The 25,503-nt window shown below is 64.7% G+C and carries 16 protein-coding genes; 4 read left to right on the top strand and 12 right to left on the bottom strand.

The features are described from left to right. Positions 1–61: 61 nt before the first annotated feature. Complete coding sequence (locus QU44_RS09950; protein ID WP_033921975.1) at positions 62–1,099, bottom strand: zinc-dependent alcohol dehydrogenase; 1,038 nt, start codon at positions 1,097–1,099, stop codon at positions 62–64. A gap of 158 nt (positions 1,100–1,257) precedes the next feature. On the opposite strand from QU44_RS09950, the gene QU44_RS09945 reads away from it, so the two are divergent. Continuing rightward, positions 1,258–2,799 (top strand): bifunctional aminoglycoside phosphotransferase/ATP-binding protein, encoded by a 1,542-nt coding sequence (locus QU44_RS09945; RefSeq protein ID WP_052134624.1) that lies wholly within the window; start codon positions 1,258–1,260, stop codon positions 2,797–2,799. Between the two features lie 386 nt (positions 2,800–3,185). On the opposite strand, the gene QU44_RS09940 is transcribed toward QU44_RS09945, so the two are convergent. Next, the gene (locus tag QU44_RS09940; RefSeq protein WP_033921957.1) at positions 3,186–4,043 is read right to left on the bottom strand and encodes a universal stress protein; all 858 of its coding nucleotides are present in this window, start codon (positions 4,041–4,043) and stop codon (positions 3,186–3,188) included. A 142-nt stretch (positions 4,044–4,185) separates the two neighbouring features. On the opposite strand from QU44_RS09940, the gene QU44_RS09935 reads away from it, so the two are divergent. Then, entirely contained in the window at positions 4,186–5,850 is a 1,665-nt protein-coding gene (locus tag QU44_RS09935) for a cation:proton antiporter (protein WP_197054290.1), read from the top strand. Between the two features lie 13 nt (positions 5,851–5,863). Here the strand turns inward: QU44_RS09935 and QU44_RS09930 are convergent, their stop codons facing one another. The 5 genes from QU44_RS09930 to QU44_RS09910 all read right to left on the bottom strand — a co-directional run bounded on the left by QU44_RS09930 (position 5,864) and on the right by QU44_RS09910 (position 17,268). Then, positions 5,864–8,578 (bottom strand): cation-transporting P-type ATPase, encoded by a 2,715-nt coding sequence (locus tag QU44_RS09930; RefSeq protein WP_052134623.1) that lies wholly within the window; start codon positions 8,576–8,578, stop codon positions 5,864–5,866. A gap of 140 nt (positions 8,579–8,718) precedes the next feature. After that, positions 8,719–11,613, bottom strand: coding sequence for a TIM-barrel domain-containing protein (locus QU44_RS09925; RefSeq protein ID WP_231621694.1), 2,895 nt, complete (start codon positions 11,611–11,613; stop codon positions 8,719–8,721). Further along, positions 11,610–13,265, bottom strand: coding sequence for a DUF5597 domain-containing protein (locus QU44_RS09920; protein ID WP_033921954.1), 1,656 nt, complete (start codon positions 13,263–13,265; stop codon positions 11,610–11,612). Before QU44_RS09920 ends, QU44_RS09925 begins: the two co-directional genes overlap by 4 nt. Positions 13,266–13,424: 159 nt before the next feature. Beyond that, positions 13,425–14,234: an IclR family transcriptional regulator gene (locus QU44_RS09915; protein ID WP_033921953.1), complete on the bottom strand. Its 810-nt coding sequence runs from the start codon at positions 14,232–14,234 to the stop codon at positions 13,425–13,427. A 103-nt stretch (positions 14,235–14,337) separates the two neighbouring features. Further along, positions 14,338–17,268: a TonB-dependent receptor gene (locus tag QU44_RS09910; RefSeq protein WP_052134621.1), complete on the bottom strand. Its 2,931-nt coding sequence runs from the start codon at positions 17,266–17,268 to the stop codon at positions 14,338–14,340. Positions 17,269–17,438: 170 nt separating this feature from the next. Between QU44_RS09910 and QU44_RS09905 the strand changes: the two genes are divergently transcribed. Together QU44_RS09905 and QU44_RS09900 are read left to right on the top strand one after the other, a co-directional pair. After that, positions 17,439–18,935, top strand: a complete 1,497-nt coding sequence (locus QU44_RS09905; protein WP_033921952.1) for a tryptophan halogenase family protein — start codon at positions 17,439–17,441, stop codon at positions 18,933–18,935. Beyond that, positions 18,932–20,533, top strand: coding sequence for an alpha-L-fucosidase (locus QU44_RS09900; RefSeq protein ID WP_033921951.1), 1,602 nt, complete (start codon positions 18,932–18,934; stop codon positions 20,531–20,533). The genes QU44_RS09905 and QU44_RS09900 overlap by 4 nt, the downstream gene beginning before the upstream one ends. Here the strand turns inward: QU44_RS09900 and QU44_RS09895 are convergent. From QU44_RS09895 to QU44_RS09875, 5 genes are read right to left on the bottom strand one after another with little or no spacing between them, the layout of a single operon-like run. Beyond that, a complete protein-coding gene (locus tag QU44_RS09895; protein WP_033921950.1) occupies positions 20,530–21,378 on the bottom strand; it encodes an amidohydrolase family protein in 849 nt (282 codons plus the stop codon). The genes QU44_RS09900 and QU44_RS09895 overlap by 4 nt on opposite strands. 10 nt (positions 21,379–21,388) lie before the next feature. Beyond that, positions 21,389–22,738: an L-fucose:H+ symporter permease gene (gene fucP, locus QU44_RS09890; RefSeq protein ID WP_231621693.1), complete on the bottom strand. Its 1,350-nt coding sequence runs from the start codon at positions 22,736–22,738 to the stop codon at positions 21,389–21,391. After that, positions 22,704–23,480, bottom strand: coding sequence for an SDR family oxidoreductase (locus tag QU44_RS09885; protein WP_033921949.1), 777 nt, complete (start codon positions 23,478–23,480; stop codon positions 22,704–22,706). The genes fucP and QU44_RS09885 overlap by 35 nt, the downstream gene beginning before the upstream one ends. Continuing rightward, positions 23,477–24,760, bottom strand: a complete 1,284-nt coding sequence (locus tag QU44_RS09880; RefSeq protein ID WP_033921948.1) for an L-fuconate dehydratase — start codon at positions 24,758–24,760, stop codon at positions 23,477–23,479. The genes QU44_RS09885 and QU44_RS09880 overlap by 4 nt, the downstream gene beginning before the upstream one ends. Then, complete coding sequence (locus QU44_RS09875) at positions 24,757–25,500, bottom strand: SDR family oxidoreductase (protein ID WP_033921947.1); 744 nt, start codon at positions 25,498–25,500, stop codon at positions 24,757–24,759. The genes QU44_RS09880 and QU44_RS09875 overlap by 4 nt, the downstream gene beginning before the upstream one ends. Positions 25,501–25,503: the final 3 nt, after the last annotated feature.

Raw genomic sequence — 25,503 nt, 5'->3', positions numbered from 1 at the left:
ACCGTGGGATTTTTCAGCAGCCTGCTAAACGCAAGAAGCTGATCGCGCGCCAGCAGGCCGATCAGTCGGGCGAGCCGATCGACAGCACCAGCCGCCCATCGACTTCGCCCGCCGCCAGGCTGGCCAGTGCCTCGTTCACGCGCTCCAGGCTCCCCGTCATGGTCCGGGCGCGTACCTTGCCATCGGCGGCGAACGCCATCGCCTCGGCCAGGTCGTTGCGCGTGCCGACGATCGATCCCCGGATCGTAAGCCGCTTGAGCACCACCTCGAAAATCGGCGTGGGGAATTCGCCCGGTGGCAGGCCCACCAGGCTGATCGTGCCGCGCCGCCGGGCAAAGGCGATCGCCTGCCGGAACGCGGGCACCGACGGGGCGGTCACCAAAACGCCGTGCGCGCCGCCGCCGGTCTCGCGCAATACAGTGCGCACGACATCGGGATCGCTGGCATCGAGCGCCAGATCAGCCCCCAGCTCGCGCGCCAGCGCCAGCCTCGACTCGGCGATGTCGACCGCCACGACATGCAGCCCCATCGCCTTGGCATATTGGATGGCGACATGGCCAAGACCGCCTACGCCAGAAATTACCACCCATTCGCCCGGCTTCGCCTCGGTTTCCTTCAGCCCTTTATACGTGGTCACGCCGGCGCACAGGATCGGGGCCAGCGCGACAAAGTCGGGCCGGTCGGGCAAACGCCCGACATAGGCGGCGGGCGCGACGACATATTCGGCGTAACCGCCATCGACATTATAGCCGGTATTGTGCTGCGATTCGCACAGCGTTTCCCACCCGCCGCCGCAATGTTCGCAATGCCCGCAGGCGTCGTGCAGCCAGGGAACGCCGACCGGGTCGCCCTCCTTCAGATCGGTCACCTCGCGACCGCGCGCCGCGACATAGCCCACCGCTTCATGCCCGGGCACGAAGGGCAGCGTCGGCTTTACCGGCCAATCCCCCTGCACGGCGTGCAGATCGGTGTGGCACACGCCGCTGGCGATGACGCGCACCAGAACGTCGCGCGGGCCGGGTTCGGGAATGGCCCGCTCCTCGATCACCAGCGGCTGATTGAACTGGCGAACGACAGCGGCTCGCATCGTGTTGGTCATCGTCGGGCTCCCGCGCACATGGACGTTATGGGCGTGCCAAGGACGCTACCGCCAAGCAGCCCTGCGGGGCATGCGTAACCCTACGTAGGTCACCGGGGGCATCTGCTAGGTATCAAACCCAATGTCGGCATGGCGATCATGCGATAGGATAGGCCGCGATGGACGAGCCCGTACCCAGTCGCCTGCCCCCGGCGGACGCCATCGCCCCGAGCGATGCGATCGCATTCTTTCGCGACGGCGCGGCCTTTGGCGGCGCGGTCCCGCGGCATATCGCCACCCACGCCGCCCATGTCTTTCTGGCGGACGACCGCGCCTGGAAGCTCAAGCGCGCGGTGCGCTTCGACTATCTCGACTTCTCTACGATCGAAAAGCGCAAGGCGGCGCTCGAAAACGAACTCCACCTGAACCGCCGGACCGCGCCCGACCTCTATCTGCAGCTCCATCCGATCACGCGATCGGCAACGGGCGGCTTGCGGATCGGCGGCGATGGTGCGCCGATCGACTGGGCGCTCGAAATGCGCCGCTTCGCCGATGACGATCTGCTCCTGACGATGGCTCGGGCCGATCGCCTGACTCCCGCATTGGTGCAGCAGCTTGCCGACGAAATCGCCGCCTTTCATCAGGCGGCGGATGTCAGCACCGGCCACGGCGCAAGCCGGGTCAGCGCGCTGATCGCGGGGAACGCCGGCAATCTCGCGCGCTACCCCGAAACGATAGCGCCAGCGCTGGCGTCCGATCTCATCGCGGCGCAGCTTGGCGAGCTTGCCGCCCATGCGGACCTGCTCGATCAACGCGCGATGGCGGGGCGCGTGCGCCACGGGCATGGCGACCTGCATCTGGCCAACATCGCGCTTTTTCGCGGCAAGCCGATATTGTTCGACTGTCTTGAATTCAGCGACGATCTGGCGACGGTCGACCTGCTCTATGACCTCGCCTTCCTGGTCATGGATTTGCTGCACATCGGCCTGCCCGACGCGGCCAATATGCTCGCCAACCGCTATCTCGACCGCTCACCCCAGGACGAGGATGGCTGGTGCCTGTTCCCGCTGTTCCTGTCGGTGCGGGCCACCGTGCGCGCGCATGTCGAGGCGGCGGCTGGCGCCGAGCGCGAAGCCTGTGCCTATTTCCAGCTCGCCTGCGACGTTCTGCAGCAGCCAAGGGCGCATCTGCTGGCGATCGGCGGTCGCTCGGGCGCGGGCAAGTCGACGCTGGCAAAGGCGCTGGCCAGCAGCATCGGCGCAAAGCCGGGCGCGCGCGTGCTCCGCAGCGACGTGCTGCGCAAACAGCTTGCCGGCATCCCGCCCGAAACCCGGCTCGCGCCCGAAAGCTATACGGTTGCCGCAAGCGGGCAGGTCTATCGCGCGATGATGGCGCTTGGCGAACGACAGCTTGGGCGCAATGTCGCCGTCATCCTCGATGCCGCCTTCCTGAACCAGGCCGAACGCACCGAAGCGGCGGCAATGGCGGCTGCGATGCAGCGGGGATTCACCGGGCTATGGCTCGAAGCGTCCGAAGCCGCGCGCATCCGGCGGGTCGCGGATCGGATCGGCGATGCCTCCGATGCAACGCCCGCCGTCGTGTCGAGGCAATCGAGCCATGCCGTCGGGTCGCTGGAGGGATGGCATATGCTCGACGCCACGCAACCACTGCCGCACCTGGTTATGCAGGCCAAGGCCCGCCTCGATCTGGAGAGGGCCTAGCGCGCGGCAGATCGGTCGCGCCACCCATCACCGGAATGGATGCGTCTGCCCGGCAAGCTTTTCCAAACTACGGGCTATTGCGGATTCAGGCCAACCCCTCTGGCCGGTAGCTCGACTACGAGAGGAGCTTTCGATGACCGCGATGCCGCCAAACAAACCATCCTCAATATCCAGCCATTATTCGCCCGATTCACTTTTTTGGCCACAGCAGCTATTTGCCTGTTGGTGCAATTCCTGGTCCCTTTGGTGCTTGCCCAAGCACCCGCACCACCAACACACGGTGCGTGAATGTCACGATTTACCGATACCCGATGAAATCGAACGCGAAGGCGAACATGGCCTGTTTGCCTGATAAGGGAATATGGCCGCGCGCAGCCGGGGGCAGCTTAAGTTGGCGGCATCACCAGCACGTCGAACGGTGAGTCACGCAGCACCGCCTCGGTCACGCTGCCCAATACCGCGCGCTCCACCCTGCCCTTGTTCGATGCCGAAAGCGCGATCAGATCGGCGCACGCCTCGCTCGCCGCCATGCCGATGTCATTGGCGATGCTGCCGCTAAGCGCACGCACTTCCTGCAGGACATGTTGGTCCAGCCCGTGCGATCGGGCAAAATCGGCAAGCGCAACCGACGCCGCACGACGTTCTGCCGCGCTATAGGCAAGCCGCTGGTCCCCTGCCGCGCCCGCTCGGCTCATCATTTGCTCGGCCACCGCGTCGTACACATGCAGCATCATCATCTGCAAACCCGGCCCCAGCGGCAGGCTTTTCACCCGCTCGACCATCGCTTCAGAGGGCGGCTGGAAATCAATCGGCACCAGCACCCGGCCATAGCCGTGCGACGGAACGGCATTCGCGATCAGGACGGGCACCACGCTGCGCCGCAAGGTTCGCTCGATCGTGGTTCCGCGAAACTGGTCCAACAGGAATTGCCGGCGATGCGGTCCCACCACCAGCAATGCCGCCCCGACCTGCTCGGCAGCCTCGGCCAGCCGTACAAACGGTTCACCCGTCACGACCCGGCTGGTGCAATCGACCCCGTCGACCTGCCGAACCGTGGCTGCCTGCGCCGCCAGCATGATTCCCGCTTGATGTTTCAATGCGTCGACGATCGCGGTTGGCTGATCATCGTCGACGACATGCACCAGGTGAAGCGCCGCCCCGCTGCTGCGGGCGATCAACGTCGCCCGGCGCAGCGCCCGGTCCGATCGGGTGGACAGGTCGGTTGCGACCATGATGGTTGACATGGCAATCTCCAAAAGCCGAAGGCATGTCGGCAACGCTAACCTCCGCGCCGACGCCGTCGATGCGGAACATCACTTACGATAGGAACCCGCTATCACCGAGTGGATTGCAACGTCGGTCTTCAACGAATTCGCCGCACTGCTGGTGCTCGCTGCGGCGATCGGCTTTATCGGCATGCTGCTGCGCCAGCCGTTGATCGTCAGCTTCATCGCGGTCGGCATCTTGGCCGGTCCCTCTGGCCTGGACATCGCGCAATCTTCCGAACCGATTGAATTGCTCGCCGAACTGGGCGTGGCGATCCTGTTGTTCCTGGTGGGGATCAAGCTGGATTTGAAGCTGGTCCGAACGCTGGGGGCGGTTTCGGCGGCCACCGGGCTGGGGCAGGTGCTGTTCACGTCGGTATTCGGGTATCTGATCTGCCTGGCGCTCGGGCTCGACTCACGCACCAGCATCTATGTCGCGGTGGCGCTTACCTTTTCCAGCACGATCATCATCGTGAAACTGCTGTCGGATAAGCGCGAGATCGATTCGCTGCATGGCCGGATCGCGCTTGGTTTTCTGATAGTGCAGGATCTGGTTGTCGTGCTGGCGATGATCGTGCTGTCGGCGATCGGCATCGGCGCACGCGAAGGCAGTGGCGGCTCCGAAGTTTTCAGTGTGTTGGCGGCGGGGCTGCTGATGCTGGGCGTCGTGCTTGGGTTTATTCGCTATGTCGCCGATCCGCTGACCGCCCGACTGGCGCGTAGCCCTGAGTTGCTCATCAGCTTCGCCATCGCGCTTGCCGCTGCCTTTGCCGCGATCGGCGACGCGGTTGGCTTTGGCAAGGAACTCGGCGGGTTGCTGGCGGGCGTGGCGCTGGCCTCGACGCCGTTTCGCGATGCGATTGCCGCGCGGCTGGCGCCGCTCCGGGATTTCCTGCTGCTATTCTTCTTCATCGCCTTGGGCGCTAGCCTCGACCTCGCCAATCTGGGGCGCAGCGGCGGCGAGGCGGCCGTGCTGTCGCTGTTCGTGCTGATCGGCAACCCCTTGATCGTCGTCGCGATCATGGCCGCGCTTGGATATAAGCGCCGAACCGGTTTCCTGGCCGGATTGACCGTCGCGCAGATCAGCGAATTCTCGTTGATCTTCATGGCGATGGGGGTGTCGCTGGGGCATGTGTCGACCGAGGCGCTGGGGCTGGTCACGCTGGTCGGGCTGATCACGATCGCGGCGTCGACCTACATGATCACCTATTCGCACCAGCTTTACGCGATGTTCGAACCGCTGCTGCGTCCGTTTGACCGGCTGGCGATACGGCGAACGGCGGCGGCGGAAGATGCGGGTACCGACACCGAAGCGCATGACACCATCGTGTTCGGGCTGGGCCGCTATGGCGGGACGATCGGCCGCCTGCTGATCGCGGAAGGACGCCGCGTGCTGGGTGTCGACTTCAGCCCCGAAGCCGTGCGGCGTTGGCATCGCGATGACCTGCCCGCCGTCTATGGCGATGCTTCCGACCCCGAATTCCTCACCGGGCTGCCACTGCGATCGGTGGACATGGTGGTGCTTGCAATCCCCGATGCCGAAGGCGGCGTGAACGCGCATGACACCCGCACCGTGCTGATCCAGGCGCTGAAGGAAGCGGGATTCGAGGGGCGGGTCGCGGTGAGCACCCAGCGCGGCGGTCGCCGCGACGAACTGGTCGCCGCCGGCGCTGACATCGTGCTCGAACCCTTTCGCGACGCTGCCGACCGTGCGGTCGAGTTGCTGCTGTCACCGCATGTCGCCGCCCCCTCGCCGAGCGAGATCGAAGACCAGCGCACCTTCTGATCGCGCCGTTGGATCAACCCTCCGACGGCACGGTCCGGCTCGACATCCGCAGGCGCACCTGCTTTTCCGCTTCGACAAACAGGAAGAAGGCAACACCGGCCGCGATGATCACCACGCCGTCGGCAAAGGGTATCGCCTGCGTACCCAGCACCCGCTGCATGAAGGGCACATAGGTGACCAGGAACTGCGCCACCGTGACGACGATCACCGTCGCCCAAACCACCCGCGTACCGCGAACCGCCTGCCACGTCAGCGACGTGCCATAGATGTTGCGGATGAAGAACAGGTGGAAGATTTCCAGCACCACCAGCGTGTTGACCGCCATCGTCCGCGCCAGCTCGATCGAATATCCCTTGTCGAGCGCATAGGAGAATATCCCGAACACGATCGCGGTGAACAGCGTCGACACCAGCACGATATGCCACAGCAAGCCGCCGGACAGCAGCGGTGCATCGCGCGACCGGGGTGGCCGCCGCATCGTGTCGGGCTCGGTCGGTTCAAAGGCAAGCGCGATCGCCAGGGTGGTGCCGGTGATCAGGTTGACCCATAATATCTGCACCGCAGTAACCGGCAGCGCCATGCCCAGCAGCAGCGCGACGATGATCGTCGCCGCTTCGCCGGCATTGGTGGGCAGCGTCCAGCTGATGACCTTTTTGATATTGTCATAGACCGTCCGGCCTTCGCGCACCGCCGCCACGATCGACGCGAAATTATCGTCGGCAAGCACCAGGTCAGCCGCTTCCTTTGCCGCTTCGCTGCCCTTGCCGCCCATCGCGATCCCGGCATCGGCACGCTTCAGCGCCGGGGCATCGTTGACGCCGTCGCCCGTCATCGCAACGGTCAGCCCCTGCGATTGCAGCGCGGTCACCAGGCGCAGCTTATGCTCGGGGCTGGTGCGCGCGAAAATGTCGGTCCCGATCACCGCCAGTGCCAGTTGCGCGTCGTCCATCGTTTCGATCTGTGCGCCGGTCAGCACGCGATCGGGGTTTTCCAGGCCGATCTGCCGCCCGATCGCAGCGGCGGTGCCGGCATGATCGCCGGTGATCATCTTCACCCGAATGCCCGCACCATGACATTCCGCCACCGCGCTGATCGCCTCGGGCCGCGGCGGGTCGATCAGCCCGACCAGACCGATCAAGCTGAGCGATCCCTCCAGCGTCGCCGCATCGATAGGCCCGTTGGCATCGGGCATCGTTCGCACGGCAAATGCGAGCACCCGTTGGCCAAGCGCTGCAATCCGGTTGGCGGCCGCGTGCCAATAATCGGCATCGATCGCCTCGGCATCGCCGCTGTCGCCCAGTTGCTGGCTGCACATCGCGATCAGGCGTTCAGGCGCGCCCTTCACGCTGATCGCCGCGCTGCCGTCGCCGCGCTCGTCCAGCGTGGCCATGTAACGATATTGCGCGTCGAACGGGATTGCCGCGCGGCGGGTCCACGCATCGGCCCCTTCGGGATTTTCGGCCCGAAGTTTGCTGGCCAGCGACAGCAGCGCGCCTTCCATCGGATCGCCTTCGACCGTCCATGCGCCGTCGCGGCGGCTCAAGGCCGCGTCGTTGCACAGCATCGCCGCCCTGCCGAGCATCGCGAGCGGCGGATGCGCGGCTATCGTGATCGCATCGGCCCCCAAGCGTATCAGGCCCTCGGGCAGATAGCCGTCGCCCTCCACGGTGAACAGCCGGCTGCCGGTCGCCACCGATGCCGCCATCATTTCGTTGCGGGTCAGCGTGCCGGTCTTGTCGGTGCAGATGACCGATACCGAACCCAGCGTTTCGATCGCGGGCAGGCGGCGGATGATCGCGTTGCGCCGCGCCATTGCCTGAACGCCGATCGCCAGCGTGATCGTCATCACGGCGGGAAGGCCTTCGGGGATCGCCGCCACCGCCAGGCCGACGACGATCATGAAAATATCGTCGAACGAATAATGCTGAACGAAATAGCCGAACGCCAACAGCGCGGCACTGGCGATCAGGATCATCACCGAAAGCCAGCGGCCAAAGCCATCGATCTGGCGAACCAGCGGCGTGGTCAGGGTTTCGACCGTGCCGATCAGGCCGCTGATCCGGCCGATCTCGGTCTCCGCGCCGGTCGCCACCACCACGCCGGTGCCCGCACCCGATGTCACCAGCGTGCCGCCAAAGGCCATGCAACTGCGGTCGCCAATCGCGGCGTCGGCGGCGACCGGGGCGATATCCTTTTCCACCGCGACCGATTCGCCGGTCAGGATGGCTTCCTGAATTTGCAGGCTGTGCGTTTCGATCAGCCGGACATCGGCGGGCACTTTTTCACCCGGCTCGAGCAGGATGACGTCGCCTGGCACCACCAGGTCGCTGGTCAGCGAGGTGCGGCTGCCATTGCGTAATACCGATGTATGCGGTGCCAGCATCCGGCGGATCGCATCCATCGCATTTTCCGCGCGCCCCTCCTGCACGAACCCGATGATCGCATTGGCGATCACCACCGCGACGATCACCCCGGTATCCACCCAATGGCCAAGCGCCGCGGTAATCGCCGCCGAGGCGATCAGCACATAGATCAGGATATTGTGGAAATGGCGCAGAAACCGCAGCACCGGGCTGCGGCGGCGGGTTTCAGGGAGCCGATTGGGGCCGAAACGATCCAGTCGCGCCTGGGCTTCGTCGCTGCTGATCCCCTGCGCCGCAACGCCCAACCCGATCAGTACCGCCTCCGCAGCGATGGCATGCGGCGCGTTCGGCCGATCGATTTCCATATGGATTCGCGCCCTTATGATGGGTTGGCGCGCAAAACCCGCGCGCTTTGCCCCTTATCGGTCGCGAAGCCAGCCGCAGCACTTGGGGAAAGCCCGTAGCGCAGGATATGCTCCTGCCAATTCGGCCATTCCCCTGTGGCTCAGCGAATTCTGGGCCGCCCGCTGATCGGCACCGTCACCTCACGCCCGTCATAAACAAAGCTGGTCGCTGCGTTGTTCCCGAAATCGGGCGCGACCGCGCGGCGCGGCGTGTGGAAGCGCACCGACATCGCCCGCTTGTCGGTCATGCCGGCAAAGCTGCCCTGGCGCGCGCCGATCGTCAGCGTCTTGGCCGCCTCGTTCCAGGTGACCGGGATCTGCGCGAACTGGCCGTTCAGATATTGCCGGGTCAGGCCGTCATCCTCGAACATCGTGAACGTCCCGTCGGCTCCGGTGAAAACGTGCAGCACGATCGGCCCGTCGGGCTGTTCGGCGGTCGATTGCACGTCCGCCCCGGTCGGCACGATCGATCCCGCCCGCACATAGAGCGGCATCCGCTCGCGCGGTGCTGCCGCCGTGATCGCCTGCCCGCCCTTGGCATAGGCGCCGCTTGCGAAGTCATACCAGCCGGTGCCAGCGGGCAGATATACCTGCCGGCTGTGCGCCATATACTCGGTCACCGGCGCGGCCAGGAATGCGGGGCCGAACATATATTGATCGTCGATGTCCCACGCCTTGCGATCGGCGGCGAAGTCCATCACCAGCCCGCGCATGATCGTGCCGTCGCGGTGATAGGTCGCCGCTGCGGTCGACAGGATATAGGGCAGCAGCCGGTAGCGCAGCTTGTCATAGCTTTCGAGCGCGCGATACGTCGCCGGATCGCCCTCCCCCAGCTCATAGATTTCGCGGAACGGCGTCTCGCCATGGCTGCGGAACAGCGGCGAGAAGGCACCGAACTGGAACCAGCGGACGTTCAGCTCTTTCCATTCGGCCAGATGCGCCGGGTCTTTCTTGCTATAGCGATCTTCGACCGCGAAGCCGCCAATGTCGTGCGTCCAATTGGGCACGCCCGACATCGACACGTTGACGCCAGCCGAAATCTGGTCGCGCAGATCGTCCCAGCGTGACGCCACATCGCCCGACCACAAGGCCGAACTGGTCCGCTGGATGCCGCCATAGCCCGAACGGGTCAGGATGAAGGGCCGCTTGTTCGGCTCGTCGCGCACCAGGCCGTTGGCCACGCCCTCGGCATGGATCAGCGGGAAGCTGTTGAAGAACTCCGCCGCCGGTCCCATCGCGGTCGGCCCCATCCGGTCCTTGCGCTGTTCGATCGACAGGTTGGAATGAATGTCGGGCTCGGTGGCGTCCATCCACCAGGCGTCGAACCCCTTGTCGACCAGCCCTTCCTTCATCTGCCGGAAATAGATTTCGCGCGCTTCGGGAGCATAGGGATCATAATCGGTGTTGCGGTATCCCGGCCCCACCCAATCCTTTTCGTTTGCCGCCAGATTGCCCTGGTACAGATAACCCTTGGCGTTCAGCTCCTTGGCGTTCTTGGTCTCGGGATAGAATTTGGGCCAGACCGAAATCATGATCCGCGCATCGAGTGCATGGACTTCATCGACCATCTGCTGCGGCTTGGGAAAGCGTTGCGGGTCGAAGCAATGGCAGCCCCATTGATCCTCGGGCCAATAGAACCAGTCCTGCACGATATTGTCGATCGGCAGCCGGCGCTTGCGATATTCGCGCACCACGCCCAGCAACTGCTCCTGCGTTTCATAACGCTGGCGGCTTTGCCAGAAACCATAGGCCCAGCGCGGCATCAGCGTCGCCTTGCCGGTCAGCGCGCGATAGCCGCCTATCACCGAATCCATATCGGCACCGCCGACATAATAATAATCCAGGCCATGCGCGACTTCGGACGACATCCAAAGCGAATGGCGGTCGGGCTGCGCCAGCGGATCGCTATGCTCCAGCGCGATATAGCCGGCATTGGGCTCCCATTCGATCCGCACATCGGCAGGCTTGCCCGCGGTCATCGGCAGTTCGAAATTATGGTACCAGGGGTTCCAGTTCTGCCGCCAGCGGTTCAGCACTTCCTTGCCGTCGACAAAGACCTTCACATAGCTCGACGAATAGAGCCGGAACTTGTGCATGCCGGTCTGTTCGGGGCGGACGGTGCCGGTCCACACCACGCGCTGAGTCTGCACCGCGTTGCCGGCGGTGTTCTGGCCGGTGGTCGCCGCCACCGTCTGCGCCTTGGCCGCCTCGGGCCATTTCGCCTGATCCTCGATATATTGATAATCGATCACCGGCTCGGTGCGGGTCACCGCCAGCCGATCGCCCAGATAATATTGCGCCTTCCATCCCGGCGCGCCGCCCGACGTCACCTGCATCCCCTCGCCCACCGGCGTATAGGGCACCGGATTGCCGAAGCGGGTGATGCCGTTATTGTCCCACAGCACCCCGTAATTCTTGGTCGACACGACAAAGGGGATACCGATGTCCATATTATGCTGCGCGAGTTCGACGTCCTCGCCATTGTAATTCATCTGCCGGTTCTGGTGCTGGCCCAGCCCGTAAAAGCCTTCATCGGTGCCGCGATTGAACTGCTGGCTCACCGCGACAAAGTCCTCACCCTCGATCCGCAGCGGCGCGAACCCGCCGCGCGGCGATTCATCCAGCGTGACCCGGCCAGCGGCGTCGCGGAAGCGGACATGGCCATCGGCCAGCCGAATCTCCGCCGATGCGCTCGCCGCCTTCACCGTCACCAGCCCGTCGCCTTCCGTCACTGTGAAATCGCCGCTGGGCTGCGCGGTCACCATCAGGCTGGCGGGCAGCTTCAGGTCGGTGTCGGGCACCGCCGTCACCCGGAACCGATCGGGGCCATAGACCAGCACCCGCACCCGCTTGGCCGGCCCGGTATCGGGGGTGACGACCACGCCGCCCTTGATCTTGTCGACATCGGCGGCAAATGCGGGGACTGCCAGCGCGGGCAGCGCCACCGAAGCCAGCAGCGGCAGGACCGCCAGGCGCAACGCTCGGAACATGGTCATGGTCGGTAGGTTCCCATCGTGACGCGCAGCAACACCGGCTGCCGCGTGAAGTTCAATCCGTAATCGGTCTGGTCGCCGTTCCACATCCGGCGGAAACGGAAGCTGCCGTCATCGGCCAGCGTCCCCTCCTCCACCTTGAGCATCAGCCCGGTCGCCGACGCGCTCTCTTCGGCCTTGGCGAAGCTGATGCGGACGTCGCTGCCCGCCACCAGAAACTGGTCGGGCGCGATGTGGATGACCGCGGCACCGCCCACCGGCTGATCGGCGGTCGGTGGCGGCGACGCCTTCAGCCAGGGTGAATCCATGCTGCCGAACTGCCATTCGCCATATTTGGCCGACACCCGCCACGCGCCGAACTGCCGGGTCTGCTGCTCCTCGGGCGCACCCTTGGCAGTGCCCCAGGTGGGGTGCCGATACGCCAGCCGCGCCCAACCGCGCGCCATCGGCGCCAGCAGCCTGTATTTCGACGCGAACGCATCGAGCGTCGCGGGATCGAGTTCGGCCGCACCCAGCGGATGGTTCGAATAGCCGGTCAGGTCCATCCCGAACGGTGCCCACCCGATCATGTTATACCCCAATGCCGGCCACAAAAAGCGCGCGAACTCGGCGGCGTTGCCCGTTTCGGGAACGATCAGCGCATTGTCGGGCCGGTCATAATGGTCGAGGAACTTTAGGTAATTCTTGGCATCGCGCCCGTACAGATCCGGCCCCACCGCATCGATATGGGGCGCGGCGGCCTTCCAGACATCGATCACCTGCCAGTCGGGTCCGCCGCTCGCGCCGCCCGATTTGCCCGGCGGCGCAAAGGGGTCGCCCACCGCCGCATTGGTGAACATCGGCAGATCCTTCACCGCCTTTCCAGCCGCCGCGATCTCGTCGATATAGCGTGCGGTGTACCAGCTGTTGAACGCCTGCTCGGCCCCCTCGCCGAACGCCTGGGTCCAGGTGCCGCGCTTGCCGGTCGCCTGGCCCAGCGCCTGCGGGATCGGCGCGGCGAACAGCCGGTTCGCCTCGGGCGAATGGTCGCGGTTCTGGCCATAGACGCCGACTTCATTCTCGGGCTGGACCATGATGACGCTATGCTGCGGATCGCGCTCCTTCAGATAGCGCATCAGCGCGACGAACGCTTTTTTGTCGGCCTCCAGCGTATTGCGATGATGCGGCGACAGGGCATAATGCGCCTTGCCATCCTTGGTCCGCATCCTGGGAAAGCGCTGGTTATCGGTCTTCACCCATGTCGGCACATAGCCCGGCGAGGTGTTCTTCCACGTCCCGAACCACAACAGCACCAGCCGAACGCCGCGTTCGCGCGCCTGTGGCAACAGCGCGTCGAGATAGCTGAAATCGAACTGCCCTTCGACCGGCTCGATCTGTTCCCACGCGACCGGAATCTCCAGCGTGTTGGCATGCACCCGCTCGACCATCGGCCACACCTGCGGCAGCACCGCCGGATAATTGCTCGAATTATTCGCCTGCACCCCCAGCATCAGGAACGGCGCATCGTCGATCATCAGCGCGTGGCGGCCATTTTCGGTGGCGATCCGCGGCAGCGCCCCATCGCGGGCCTGAGCGCTGGCGATAGCGATCGATGCGATCGCGGTCGAAGCGATCGCGGCAAAGGCGATGGCGGTCAGGCGCGTTAGCGGTGTCATCGCCGGACGATCTCCCAAATTCAGTGCTGCTGCGCTTCTTTCGACGCCGATCCTTGGTGCCCAAAGCCGTCTATACGTGCAACTGGTTTTTCCCTGTGAACAACCGCTTCGGCATGATATTTCAACCGAGGACGGTGTTAGTCCCTGCCGACCGATCGGTCAGACCCGGCTGTCACCCTCGACAAGCTGCAGGGCGATACTGTCGGCCGCCGCGCAGACGATGCGGGCGGCATGTTCCTTGGAAACGCGCGGCTGCAAGGTTTCGAGATACGGCATCGTCAACGCCGCCGCCGCCGCACCGCCGCGCATCACCGGGGCCGAAATGTCGAACACGCCCGCGACGAACTTGCTCGGGGTCATGCCCAGCCGCTTTTCGCGCACCTCCTGCGCCGATGCGCGAAACGCCGCCAGCTCGGCGGCCTTGGGCTTGGGGGCAAGCAACGCTTCCCAGCGCGCACGCACATCGTCGGGCTGAAAGGCATAGAGCACCAGCCCCGAGGCTGCCTGCATCAGCGGCTTGCGATAGCCCACCCGCACCGAAAAGCCGATCTGTTCGCTCGATTCCATCCGCGCCACCACCACCATCTCGCCCTGCGAATGCAGCGCCAGATGGCAGGCCTGCCCACATTCCGACGCCACTTGCCGCATGATCGGCAGCGCCAGTTCGATCAGATTGCGCGTGCGTGGCTGCTGGATGCCCAGCGAAAACAACCGATCGGTCAGCCGATATCCGTCGCTCACCGGATCCTGCTCCAGATAGCCGCGATATTCGAGCACCTGGACCATGCGAAACAATTCGCCATGCGATCGCCCCAACCGATGCACGATCCCGGTCAGCGTCAGCGGCTCCGCTTCCGCTGCCAGCAGCTCCAATATGTCGAGCCCCTTTTCCAGCGCCGGCGCCTTGTAGCGGCGATCGTCATCCAGAGGCGCTTCCGCCGGCACTGCCACGCTTGCAAGGTCGTTCATCGGCAGGAGTTAAGCAGCCACCGCACCGGGCGGCAACCACCTATAAAAATGGCCGGACAAACCAGGGTTCGTCCGGCCAGGTGGAAGGAACAGGGCAAGATGGTTAGAACCGCACCAGCGCGCGAACCGAAAAACGGCGATCGTTGATGCCATAATCGCGCGGGCGATCATCGAATATCTGATACGATTTGAACGCGGTATCGAGCAGGTTCTGCGCATCGACGGTGATCGCGAACTGCCGCGTCACGTCATAGGTGATCGACGCATCGAGCGTGCCATAGGCCTCGCCAAAGATCGGCAGGTTCTGGGTGCCGGTATTCGCCGTCCCCTGCAGGAAACTGCTGCGCCAGTTATAGGCGGCCCGCATGTTCAGTCCGTTCTTATCGTACAGCGCGACCAGATTGTAGCTGTGCTTCGACAGGTTGACGAGCGGAACGCTGATTTCGGTGGTGCTGTTGATGTCGCCGGCTGCGGTGACGCCGGCGTCACTGTCGGCAAAGGTGTAGTTGGCCTGCACCCCCAGCCCGTCGAACGGTGCCGGCAGGAAGTCGAAGAATTTCTGCCCGCCCACTTCGAACCCGCGAACATAGCCTTCGGATTCATTCACCCAGCGGCGAACGTTGAAGCGGACATTGCCCACCCCTGGCAATTGCTCGAACACCGGCGCCGCCGCACGTTCGACCAGCAGGTTCTTCAGATTCTTGTAGAAACCCGTGACGTACACGAAACCGACATTGTCGAAATACCATTCCAGCGCCAGGTCATAGCTGGTCGCTTCCTCAGGCTTCAGGTTCGGATCGCCAAGCGCGGTGCCGGTGCCGACATATGGATTGGTAACAGGATCATAAGGCGTACCCGGCGTCGCGACATTGGGCACCAATGCGCGGACGTCGCCAGCATCGGTATAGCTTGGCTGCAGATTAAACTGCGGGTTCAGTTGCGCGAAACTTGGCCTTGAGAAATTCTGCGAAAATGCGCCGCGAAGGAGCAGCTTCTCGGTCAGATTCACCTTGATGTTGGCGCTTGGCAGATACCGGTCGAAATTACGCCCGCCGCTGAAATCCTCGTCGACGATGATGTTGGGAACGTTGGTGCCGACGCCCCCGGTTGCGGCGGGATCGCGATAGGTGAGCAGGCGGCGGCCCGACGCCAGCGTCTCGGTCCGCACCGCGCGCACCCCGACATTACCGTCGAAGGTCACCGTCCCCACTTCTCCGCCAAATCCCACGCGGACATAGGCGGCATAGGTTTTTTCGTTGATCGTACCCAAAAAGGCGTCGGGAGAATCATAGTCGCGGAACTCGACCTGCTGGCCGCTAGCTTGGCGCACCGCATCGAACGCCGCCTGCGGGTTGAGCACCAGATTGTCTGCAAACTGCCAGACCGGGCCGAACACGGTATCGCGGGCACTGCCGCGCAGCAGGTCTGCCTGGAACGGGTTGGGCTGCGCGAATTGCGGGAAGTCCGAAAGCCGCTTGCAATCGCCCGACCAGTTGGCACAGCTCTGGCCGATCGCTGACCAGGTGCCATAGGTGGTGTTGCGGTTGATCGCGCTTTTTTCGGTGTAGCGACCGCCGACGCGGACGTCGCGGATGAACCCGTCATCGCCGAAATCCCAGGTCAGATCGGCGCGCAGCGCATCCGCCGCCGCGTCGTTCATTTCGCCATAGGGCAGGATCGCGGTCATGCCGTAATTGGCAAGGTTGCTGAAATATCCCGGCGTAGTCGATTGGAACACCGGCACATCGCCGCTGATGTCGAAGAACAGATCATAGCTTTGGCCTGCACCCGGCACGCTGGTACGCGGATTCAGCGCGCTTGCGGTGAGGTTCATCGTCGTCTGTTCGACGGTCGAATCGATATGCTGATAATCCACCGTCAGAAGCAGATTGCTGGTGACATCCCAGCGGACCCCGCCCGAAATATCGGTCGTGCTGGTGTCGCGCACCGTACCGAAATTAACCGAATCGACGCCGGGATTGGAAAGATAACCGGTGCGAACGATACCATTTTCATCGACGGTAAACGGACGATTGGGTGACGGCAGCAAATCCGAGCCATAGGCAAAGAATGAATTGCCCGCTTCGTTGAACTTGTAATCCGCCCGGAAATACTGCGCGTAGAATTCCAGCCCAGATGTTGGACGCCATTGCAGCGCCGCCGCACCGCTCAGCCGCTCGCGATCGCCATAAGCGGTTTCGAACCCGCCGCCGTGCGGCAACAACACGGTCTGATTCGCGAACCCGTTGATCGGCGTCTGCACCCCAGGTGCGGCGGGACCACGCTGATAAAACGGCTCGGTGACGACCGTGTCTTCGCGGAACGACGTGGTCTGATAGCCGACATTGGCCAGGAAACCGATTTCGCCGATCCCGGTGTCCCAGCGGTTGCTGTAAAGCCCCGCTAGCTGCTGACCGCTTTTTTCGATGAGATCATAATAGGTTACGCCGCCGGTTACCGCTATCAATTGACCAGACTGATCGAACGGCAACCGAGTCCGCAAATTCACCGTGCCCGACAATCCGCCCTCGACCAGATCGGCCGACGGGTTCTTGTACACGTCGACACCCGCCAGCAGTTCGGAACCGACCTCTTCGAACGACAGGCCACGCCCGCCGCTGGCCGAGAAAATATCACGGCCATTCAATTCGGTACGCACCTGGGTCAGGCCGCGAACCGCGACGCCGCTGCCTTCGCCGCGATTGCGCGTGATCTGCACGCCCGAAATCCGCTGCAACGCTTCGGCAACGTTGACGTCGGGCAAGCGGCCAATGTCCTGCGCGGTGATCGAATCGACGAATTGATCGGCGTTGCGCTTGATTGATTGCGCGCTTGCCAGCGACTGGCGCAGCCCGGTGACGACGATCTCATCGACTTCACCCGTGTCGTCCTGCGCGGCCTGGTCTTCCGCCGGCGCTTCGACGCGGTCCTGCGCCCAGGCAACCTGCGGAGCGCAGGCACCGAACAGCGCCATCGCAATCGCCGACGCGCCGCCCCGCAACGCCGGGTTCGATAGATTTTTGGTTACACGCATCAGTATCCCCCCACGTCGCCGTCATCGAGAGCGGTTTTCCGCTTCAGCTCAGCGTAATCGTTGTCATTGGTAGACTTATCTTTTAAATATGAAGTGATCAAGCGCGACTTTCATATTTACGAAGGCCCCGCTATCGATGAACACAGATAAAGCAGAATCGGGAGGATCTGATGAGCGCGGGACCAGTCCGGCGTGTGGTGATCGTCGGTGGTGGGACCGCCGGATGGATGGCTGCGGCGGTGCTCGCGCACCAGTTCGGCCCCGGCCAATTCAGCATCACGCTGGTCGAATCGGCTGACATCGGCACCGTCGGCGTCGGCGAAGCGACGATCCCGCCGATCCTGCAATTCAACCGGCTGCTCGGCATCGACGAAGACGAACTGATCCGCGCAACGGGCGCTACCTACAAGCTCGGGATCGAGTTTCGCGACTGGGGCGCGATCGGTGAGCGCTATTTTCATCCCTTCGGCCATTTCGGGGCCGATCTGAACGGCATCCCCTTTCACCAGCATTGGCTGTGCGCCCGCGACGGCGCGTTGGCGGACTATTCGCTGGTCACCCAGGCGGCCTATGCTGGCCGGTTCGTCCGCCCGGTCGACGATCCGGCGCATGTCCATTCGCGCATGGCCTATGCGCTGCATTTCGACGCCGTCCGCTATGCCCGCTTCCTCAGCGAACGCGCCATCGCCGGCGGCGTCACCCGGATCGAGGGGCGTATCGTCGATGTCGAGCAAGACTCGCGCGGTCATGTCGCCGCCGTCGTCACCGCCGATGGCCAGCGGATCGAAGGCGACCTGTTCATCGATTGCTCGGGCTTTCGCGGCCTGCTGATCGAACAGACGCTGCAAACCGGCTATGTCGATTGGTCGCATTGGCTGCCGATGGACCGCGCGGTGGCGGTGCCCAGCGTCGCCGATGCCGCGCCGATGCCCTTCACCCGATCGACCGCGCGCACCGCCGGCTGGCAATGGCGAATCCCGCTGCAACATCGCGTCGGCAACGGCCATGTCTATTGCAGCCGCTATATCTCCGATGACGAGGCCACGGCCGATTTGCTGGCGGCACTCGACGGACCGGCCACCGCCGACCCGCGCCTGCTACGGTTCACCACCGGCCGGCGACAGCGTTTCTGGAACGGCAATGTCGTAGCGCTGGGCCTGGCCGCCGGGTTTCTGGAGCCGCTCGAATCGACCAGCATCCATCTGGTGCAGGCAGGGATCGTGACGCTGATGTCGCTGTTCCCCGATGGCGATTTCGATCCCGCCACCAGCGCCGAATACAACCGCCTGATGACTCGCGAGTTCGAAGCGGTGCGCGACTTTGTCATCCTGCACTATCACCTCACTCGGCGCGAGGATTCGCCGTTGTGGAACCATGTCCGCACGATGGAACTCCCCCAGACGCTGGCCGACCGCATCGGCCTGTTCGCGGTGCATGGCCGGTTGATGCTCGATCCGGGCGAGCTGTTTCGCGAACCCAGCTGGACCGCAGTGATGCTGGGTCAGGGCCTGTGGCCGCGCAAATCCGACCCGGTCGCCGCGCAAAGCGTGCAACAGCGCACCGAAACGCTCGCCCGCATGCGCGCGCTGATCGGGCGCGGCGTCGCGGCGATGCCGATGCACACCGCCTTTCTGGCCCACCCCTCGCGCAAGGCAGCAGCCGCATGAAACGTCGCGACTTCCTGGCCGGATCGGCAGCATTGTCGGCAGCCACCGCCGCCCGCGCCCAGACCGCCCCGACGATCCAGCCCAACTGGTCCTCGCTGGCCGACGCCTATACGGTGCCCGACTGGTTCCGCGACGCCAAGTTCGGCATCTGGGGCCATTGGGGACCGCAATGCCAGCCCGAGGCGGGCGACTGGTACGGGCGGCAAATGTATCAGCAGGGCAATTCGGTCTATGATCACCACCTGAAAACCTATGGCCATCCCGCCGATACCGGCTTTCTCGACATTATCGGCACGTGGAAGGCGCAGGCATGGGATCCCGCCGCGCTGGTCCGCCGCTATAAGGCCGCGGGTGCGCGCTACATCGTCGGCATGGCGTGCCACCATGACAATCTCGACCTGTTCGACAGCCCGCACCCGTGGAACAGCACCCGCGTCGGCCCCAAGCGCGACATCGTGCGCGGCTGGGAACAGGCCACCCGCGCCGAGGGGCTTCGCTTCGGCGTCAGCAATCATACCAGCCACGCATGGCATTGGTGGCAGACCGCCTATGGCTATGACGCCGAAGGACCGCGCGCAGGCCAGCGTTACGACGCCGCGCGCCTGACCAAAGCCGATGGTGCCGGCACCTGGTGGGACGGGCTCGATCCCCAGGCGCTCTATACCGGCGCGGTGATGGCCCCGCCCGGCGGCTTCACCACGATCGCGCAGACGGATGCGTGGCGCGACGCCACCAGCGGTCGCTGGGTGGAATTCGCCCCCGCCGCCAATCTCGAATTCGTCGCCGGCTGGCTCGCCCGGCAACGGCACCTGGTCGAACGCTATAATCCCGACCTCGTCTATTTCGACGATTACGGCCTTCCCTTCGGCCCGGTCGGGCTCGAGGCGCTGGCGCATTATTATAACCACGCCGTCGGCCGCTCGGGGCGCACCGATGTCGTACTGACGGGCAAGAACCTCTCGGCGTTCCAGCGCCAGGCGATGGTCGAGGATATCGAGCGCGGCTTTTCCGATCGGCTGCGCGACGAACCCTGGCAGACCTGCACCTGCATCGGCGACTGGCACTATAATCGCGCCCGGTTTCTCGACAAATCCTACGTTCCGGCGCGGCAAGTGCTGCAACGCCTCGCCGATGTCGTGGCCAAGAACGGCAATCTGCTCCTGTCGGTGCCGCTGCGCGGCGACGGCACGATCGACAGCGAAGAAGAGCGGATCGTCGACCAGATCGGCGGCTGGCTCGCGACCCACGGCTCGGCAATCTACGGCACCCGCCCCTGGCGCATCTATGGCGAGGGACCGACCGGTTTGTCGGGCGGCATGCATAATGAAGGGCAAGCCGCCAAGCTTGGCGCGCGCGACGTGCGGTTCACCACCGGCGGCGGCGCGCTCAACGTCATCCTGCTCGGCTGGCCCGATACGCCGGTGACGATCAAGGCATTGGGCACCGGGGCTGCGGGCCGGATCGAACGCGCGACGTTGCTGGGCGGCGGCGAAGTCGCGCTGCGCCGCGCCTCGGACGGGCTGACGCTGACCCTGCCGCCGGCTGCCGATGGCGCGTTGCTGCCGGTCATCCGCCTCGAAGGGGCGGGATTGGCCTAAACGCCCGGTTCGCGCCCCGGCTCGCCCGATAGCCGGTAAAATCGCCGGGCGGTTCCGCCCATCACCGCCTGGCGCGCATCGCCCGTCAGCCCGGCCAGCCGATCGGCGCGCCGCAGCCAGTCGGCATAGGATGCGCGCAGCGTCACGACCGGCCAGTCGCTGCCCCACATCAGCCGATCCGCACCGAAACAGGCGATCAGATGCGCGACATAGGGCGCGATCACCTCGTCCCCCGCCCCGGGTGGCGCTTCGGTCAACAGTCCCGACAGCTTGGCATGCACCTGCGGCAGCGCAGCTAGCCGCTCGATCGCCGCGCTCCACTCGCGCCAGCCCGCGCCGCCGATCGCCGGCTTTCCCGCATGGTCGATCACCACCGGGATTTGCGGCCAGGCTTTGGCAAAGGCTTCCACCGCCGCCAATTGCCCCGGCACGACCAGCGCATCGAACGACAGCCCGGCATCGGCCATCGCGCGCAGCGCCGGCGCCAGCCCCGGTTGCAATATCCATTCGGTCGGCAACGCCTGCAACATCGGGCGCAGCCCGCGCAGCTTTGGCCGCGCCGAAAGGGTTGCGATCCGCTGTGGCGCATCGTTCGCCAACAAATCGGCCCAACCGACCAGCCCCAGCACCAGCGGCTCCCGCGCCGCCAGTTCGCACAGCCAGTCGGTATCGCGATCATCGGGCTGCGATTGCACCAGCACCGTGCCGGTCAACCCCAGCCCCTCTGCCGCCGCGCGCAAATCCCCGACGTCGAAGCTGCGGTGGATCGCCGCCAATTCCGCCGGCGGCCAGGCGACTTCGGGCCGCTCGATCGCCCAGAAATGCTGGTGGGAATCGATCAGCATGCGGGCGACATCAGGCTGACCGGCCCCCGCGCAAATTGCTCAGTGCAAAGGCGGTGACCACCGCGAAGCAGAACGCGGGCACCAGCATCGCCGCCTGGATTCCCGCCACCGTCGAAACCGCGCCCATCACCGGGGTCAGCACCGCGCCGCCGACGATCGCCATCACCACCAGCGAAGAGCCGGTATAGGCATAGGGTCCAAGCCCCTCGACCGACAATGCGAAGATGGTGGGGAACATCACCGACATGAAGAAGCTGATCGCGGTCAGCGCCACCAGCCCGGCCATGCCCGGCAACACCGCCGCGCCCAGCGCCAGCGCCACGCAGATCGCGGCATAGATCGCCATCAGCCGAACCGGCGTGACCCGCCGCATCAACGCGACCCCAACGAACCGCCCGACCAGAAACAGCAGGGTCGCCGCGATGATCCAGTCTGCGGCCGAACGCTCCCCCATGCCGGTCGCATCCTGCGCGTACCGAATGGTGTAGCTCCACACGCCGACCTGCGCGCCGACATAAAAGAACTGCGCGATCACGCCGAACAGGAACCGTGGCCGTGCAAACAGCCCGGTGATCGATTGCCGCCAGCCGATGGTCGCGGTTTCGACCTGGACCGGCCGCGACGCCGCAGCCGGAAAGCGAGCGATCGCCACCAGCGCGGCCCAGGCGAGCACGAACAGGCCGATCGCGATATACGGCCCCTGCACCGCGCGGGTTTCGGCCAGCAGGAACGCCTGTTGCTGCGCCGCCGGCATCGCGTTCAGCGCGGCATCACTATGCTCGATCCCCGACAGGATCGCATATTTGCCGATCAACAGCCCGGTAATCGACCCGGCGGGATTGAACGCCTGGGCCAGGTTCAGCCGGCGCGCGGCGGTCTCGGTCGGCCCCAGCACGGTGATCAGCGGATTGGCGGCAGTCTCCAGAAAGGCGAGGCCCGCTGCGATCACGAACAAAGCGATCAGGAAATAGCGATATTCCGCCGCCTGCGCCGCCGGATAAAATAGCAGCGCCCCGGCCCCGTACAGCAACAGCCCGAAAATCACCGCCGCCTTATAGCCATAGGCGCGCATCAACAGCCCGGCGGGCAGCGCAAAGACGAAATAGCCCAGGTAAAAGGCCGACTGGACCAGACCTGTTTCCAGATCGGTCAGCACGAACGCCTTTTTGAACTGGGTGATCAGGATGTCGTTCAGATTGTTCGCCATCCCCCACAGGAAAAAGAGGCTGGTGATCAAGATGACCGGCAACAGGGCAGTACGGGTAGGCACGATGACAGCTCTCCTGATGCCGCTGCCCGTCTGTGCGAGCTTCCCGGCGATGTTTTTAACCCAGCGCTCGATCCAGATGCGTGTAGCCACCGTCGACCACCATCCATTGCCCGGTGACATGGCTGGCGCGCGGCGACAAAAGAAAGGCGATGGTGTCGGCGATTTCGCGCGGGCTGGTCAGCCGGTGGCCCAGCGGCACGCTGCGTTCGATCGCCTTCAGCTTTTCATCGGGCGCGTCGAGTGAATCGATCCACTGGCGATAGAGCGGCGTCATCACCTCGGCTGGCACCACCGCATTCACGCGGATTCCGTCGCGCGCCAGCGCCGCCGCCCATTCGCGGGTCAGCGCCAGTTGCGCGCCCTTGGCAGCGGCATAGCCGCTGGTGCCGCCCTGCCCGGTCAACGCCACTTTCGACGACACGTTGACGATCGCGCCCTTTGCCGCGCGCAGATGCGGCAGGCACAGATGCGCCATCGTGTAATAATGCGTCAGATTGCCGCGAAGCGATGCCTCGAACGCTTCGGGACCAGCTTCCAGCGACACGCTGTCATTGGTGCCGGCATTGTTGACCAGCGCATCGATCCGGCCAAAGCGCGCGATCACCGCCGCGATCGCCGCCCGGCATTGATCGACCTCGCCAAGCTCGGTCGCGATGAACAGCAGCTCGGGGCAGGATGCGCGGACTTCGCGCTCGAAATCAGGCTCCAGCGGGGTGCGCGCGACCACGACGGGCACCGCGCCTTCCTGCGCCAGCACCTGCGTCGTGGCGGCACCGATGCCCGATCCGCCGCCGGTGACGATGACGATCTTTCCGGCCAGCTCCAAATTCATGTCGCGGTGCCGCGATGGCGATACTGCTCGAGCGATGCCGGCTTCATCTCGATCGAAAAGCCGGGCAGTTCGGGCGGCATATAGGCGGCGTCGCGGATGACGCACGGGTCGACGAAATGCTCGTGCAGATGATCGACATATTCCACGACGCGCCCCGCCTGCGTTCCAGCGAACGACAGATAGTCGATCATCGCCAGATGCTGAACATATTCGCAAAGGCCAACGCCGCCGGCATGCGGACAGACCGGCAGCTCATATTTCGCGGCCATCAGCAGCACGGCCAGCACCTCGTTCAACCCGCCCAGGCGGCAGGCGTCGATCTGCACCACGTCGATCGCTTCGCGCATCATGAACTGTTTGAACAACACGCGGTTCTGGCACATCTCGCCGGTCGCGACGCCGACCTTGCCGATCCCCTGGCGGATCTTGCGATGCCCCTCGACATCGTCGGGGCTGGTCGGCTCCTCGATGAACCAGGGCTGGGCAAAGGCAAGCGCGTTGACCCAGTTGATCGCCTCATCGACTTCCCACATCTGGTTGGCGTCGATCATCAGCGCGACATCCGGCCCCACCGCTTCACGCGCGACCCGCAACCGGCGGACATCGTCCTCCAGGTCGCGCCCGACCTTCAGCTTGACGTGACGGAACCCGGCATCCACCGCCTCGCGCGCCAGCCGCGCCAGCTTTTCGTCCGAATAGCCAAGCCACCCGGCAGAGGTGGTGTAACAGGGATAGCCGCGCTCGATCAGCGCCTGCACCCTCTCGGCCTTGCCCTGACCGCGCGCGGTCAGCAGCGCCAGCGCCGCGTCCGGCGTAATGCAATCGGTGATATAGCGAAAATCGATCGCGCCGACGAGCTGTTCGGGGGTCATCTCGCCCACCAGCCGCCACACCGGCTTGCCCTCAGCCTTCGCCCACCAGTCCCATAGCGCGTTCACGACCGCGCCGGTGGCCAGATGGATGACGCCCTTTTCGGGGCCGATCCAACGAAGCTGGCTGTCGCCGGTCAGATGCCGCCAGCACCGCGCGGGATTTTCGCGCAACCAATCCAGCTCGATCCCCACCACCAGATGGCGCATCGCCTCGATCGCGGCGACGCAGATGTCGTTGCCGCGCCCGATCGTGAAGGTCAGGCCATGCCCCTCCACCCCGCTATCGGTCTCCAGGATGACATAGGCCGCCGAATAATCCGGATCGGGGTTCATCGCATCCGAACCATCCAGCGAATCACTGGTGGGGAAGCGAACGTCGATCGTGCGAAGCCCGGTGATCCTGCTCATTCGACCGTCCACCCGCCGTCGATCACCGATACCGTCCCAGTGGTGAAGCTGCTTTCGTCCGACGCCAGATACACTGCCAGCGCGGCGATCTCCTCCACGCGGCCCAGCCGGCCCATCGGCTGGCGATTGGCAAAGCCCTGATAGGTCTCGGCAAAGGAAACGCCGGTCTTTTCGGCCTGCGCCTCGATGCGCGCGAGCAGCGAAGGCGTTTTGATCGTGCCGGGGCAAATCGCGTTGCAGCGGATGCCGCTGGCGACATAATCCGCCGCCACCGATTTGGTCATGCCGACCACCGCCGCCTTCGACGCGCCATAGGCAAAGCGCCCGCGGACGCCGATCAGCGACGATGCAACCGACGCGGTGTTCAGGATCGATCCGCTGCCCCGCTCGACCATGCCGGGCAGGAATGCCTGGATCAGCCGGAACATCGCGGTGACGTTCAGCGAAAATGCCTGGTCCCAATCGGCGTCGCTACATTCCAGGATGGTCCCGGCATGCACCACGCCCGCGCCGTTGAACAGCACGTCGATCGGCCCCAATTGCTGCGGCAACAGCTTGATCGCAGTGGTGTCGGTCACGTCGAGCCATAGCGGCACCAGCCCCTCTGCCCCCTCCAGCGGCGCGACATTGATGTCAGCGGCATAGACCTGCGCGCCCTCGCGCAAAAACGCCTCGGCAACGGCACGCCCGATGCCCTGCCCGGCCGCTGTCACCAGCGCCCGTTTTCCCTTCAATCGCATGCA

It is taken from the genome of Sphingomonas sp. 37zxx, assembly GCF_000786205.1.
In the GTDB taxonomy this organism is placed as follows: Bacteria; Pseudomonadota; Alphaproteobacteria; order Sphingomonadales; family Sphingomonadaceae; genus Sphingomonas.
Note: the sequence above shows the minus strand (reverse complement) of the source record. Positions and strands in the feature narration are given on the sequence as shown.

Bases quoted from the DNA above. Each gene is read 5' to 3' on its own strand.
- QU44_RS09950 (WP_033921975.1), bottom strand. From the start codon at position 1,099: ATGACCAACACGATGCGAGCCGCTGTCGTTCGCCAGTTCAATCAGCCG.
- QU44_RS09945 (WP_052134624.1), top strand. From the start codon at position 1,258: ATGGACGAGCCCGTACCCAGTCGCCTGCCCCCGGCGGACGCCATCGCC.
- QU44_RS09940 (WP_033921957.1), bottom strand. From the start codon at position 4,043: ATGTCAACCATCATGGTCGCAACCGACCTGTCCACCCGATCGGACCGG.
- QU44_RS09930 (WP_052134623.1), bottom strand. From the start codon at position 8,578: ATGGAAATCGATCGGCCGAACGCGCCGCATGCCATCGCTGCGGAGGCG.
- QU44_RS09925 (WP_231621694.1), bottom strand. From the start codon at position 11,613: ATGACCATGTTCCGAGCGTTGCGCCTGGCGGTCCTGCCGCTGCTGGCT.
- QU44_RS09920 (WP_033921954.1), bottom strand. From the start codon at position 13,265: ATGACACCGCTAACGCGCCTGACCGCCATCGCCTTTGCCGCGATCGCT.
- QU44_RS09915 (WP_033921953.1), bottom strand. From the start codon at position 14,234: ATGAACGACCTTGCAAGCGTGGCAGTGCCGGCGGAAGCGCCTCTGGAT.
- QU44_RS09910 (WP_052134621.1), bottom strand. From the start codon at position 17,268: ATGCGTGTAACCAAAAATCTATCGAACCCGGCGTTGCGGGGCGGCGCG.
- QU44_RS09905 (WP_033921952.1), top strand. From the start codon at position 17,439: ATGAGCGCGGGACCAGTCCGGCGTGTGGTGATCGTCGGTGGTGGGACC.
- QU44_RS09900 (WP_033921951.1), top strand. From the start codon at position 18,932: ATGAAACGTCGCGACTTCCTGGCCGGATCGGCAGCATTGTCGGCAGCC.
- QU44_RS09895 (WP_033921950.1), bottom strand. From the start codon at position 21,378: ATGCTGATCGATTCCCACCAGCATTTCTGGGCGATCGAGCGGCCCGAA.
- QU44_RS09885 (WP_033921949.1), bottom strand. From the start codon at position 23,480: ATGAATTTGGAGCTGGCCGGAAAGATCGTCATCGTCACCGGCGGCGGA.
- QU44_RS09880 (WP_033921948.1), bottom strand. From the start codon at position 24,760: ATGAGCAGGATCACCGGGCTTCGCACGATCGACGTTCGCTTCCCCACC.
- QU44_RS09875 (WP_033921947.1), bottom strand. From the start codon at position 25,500: ATGCGATTGAAGGGAAAACGGGCGCTGGTGACAGCGGCCGGGCAGGGC.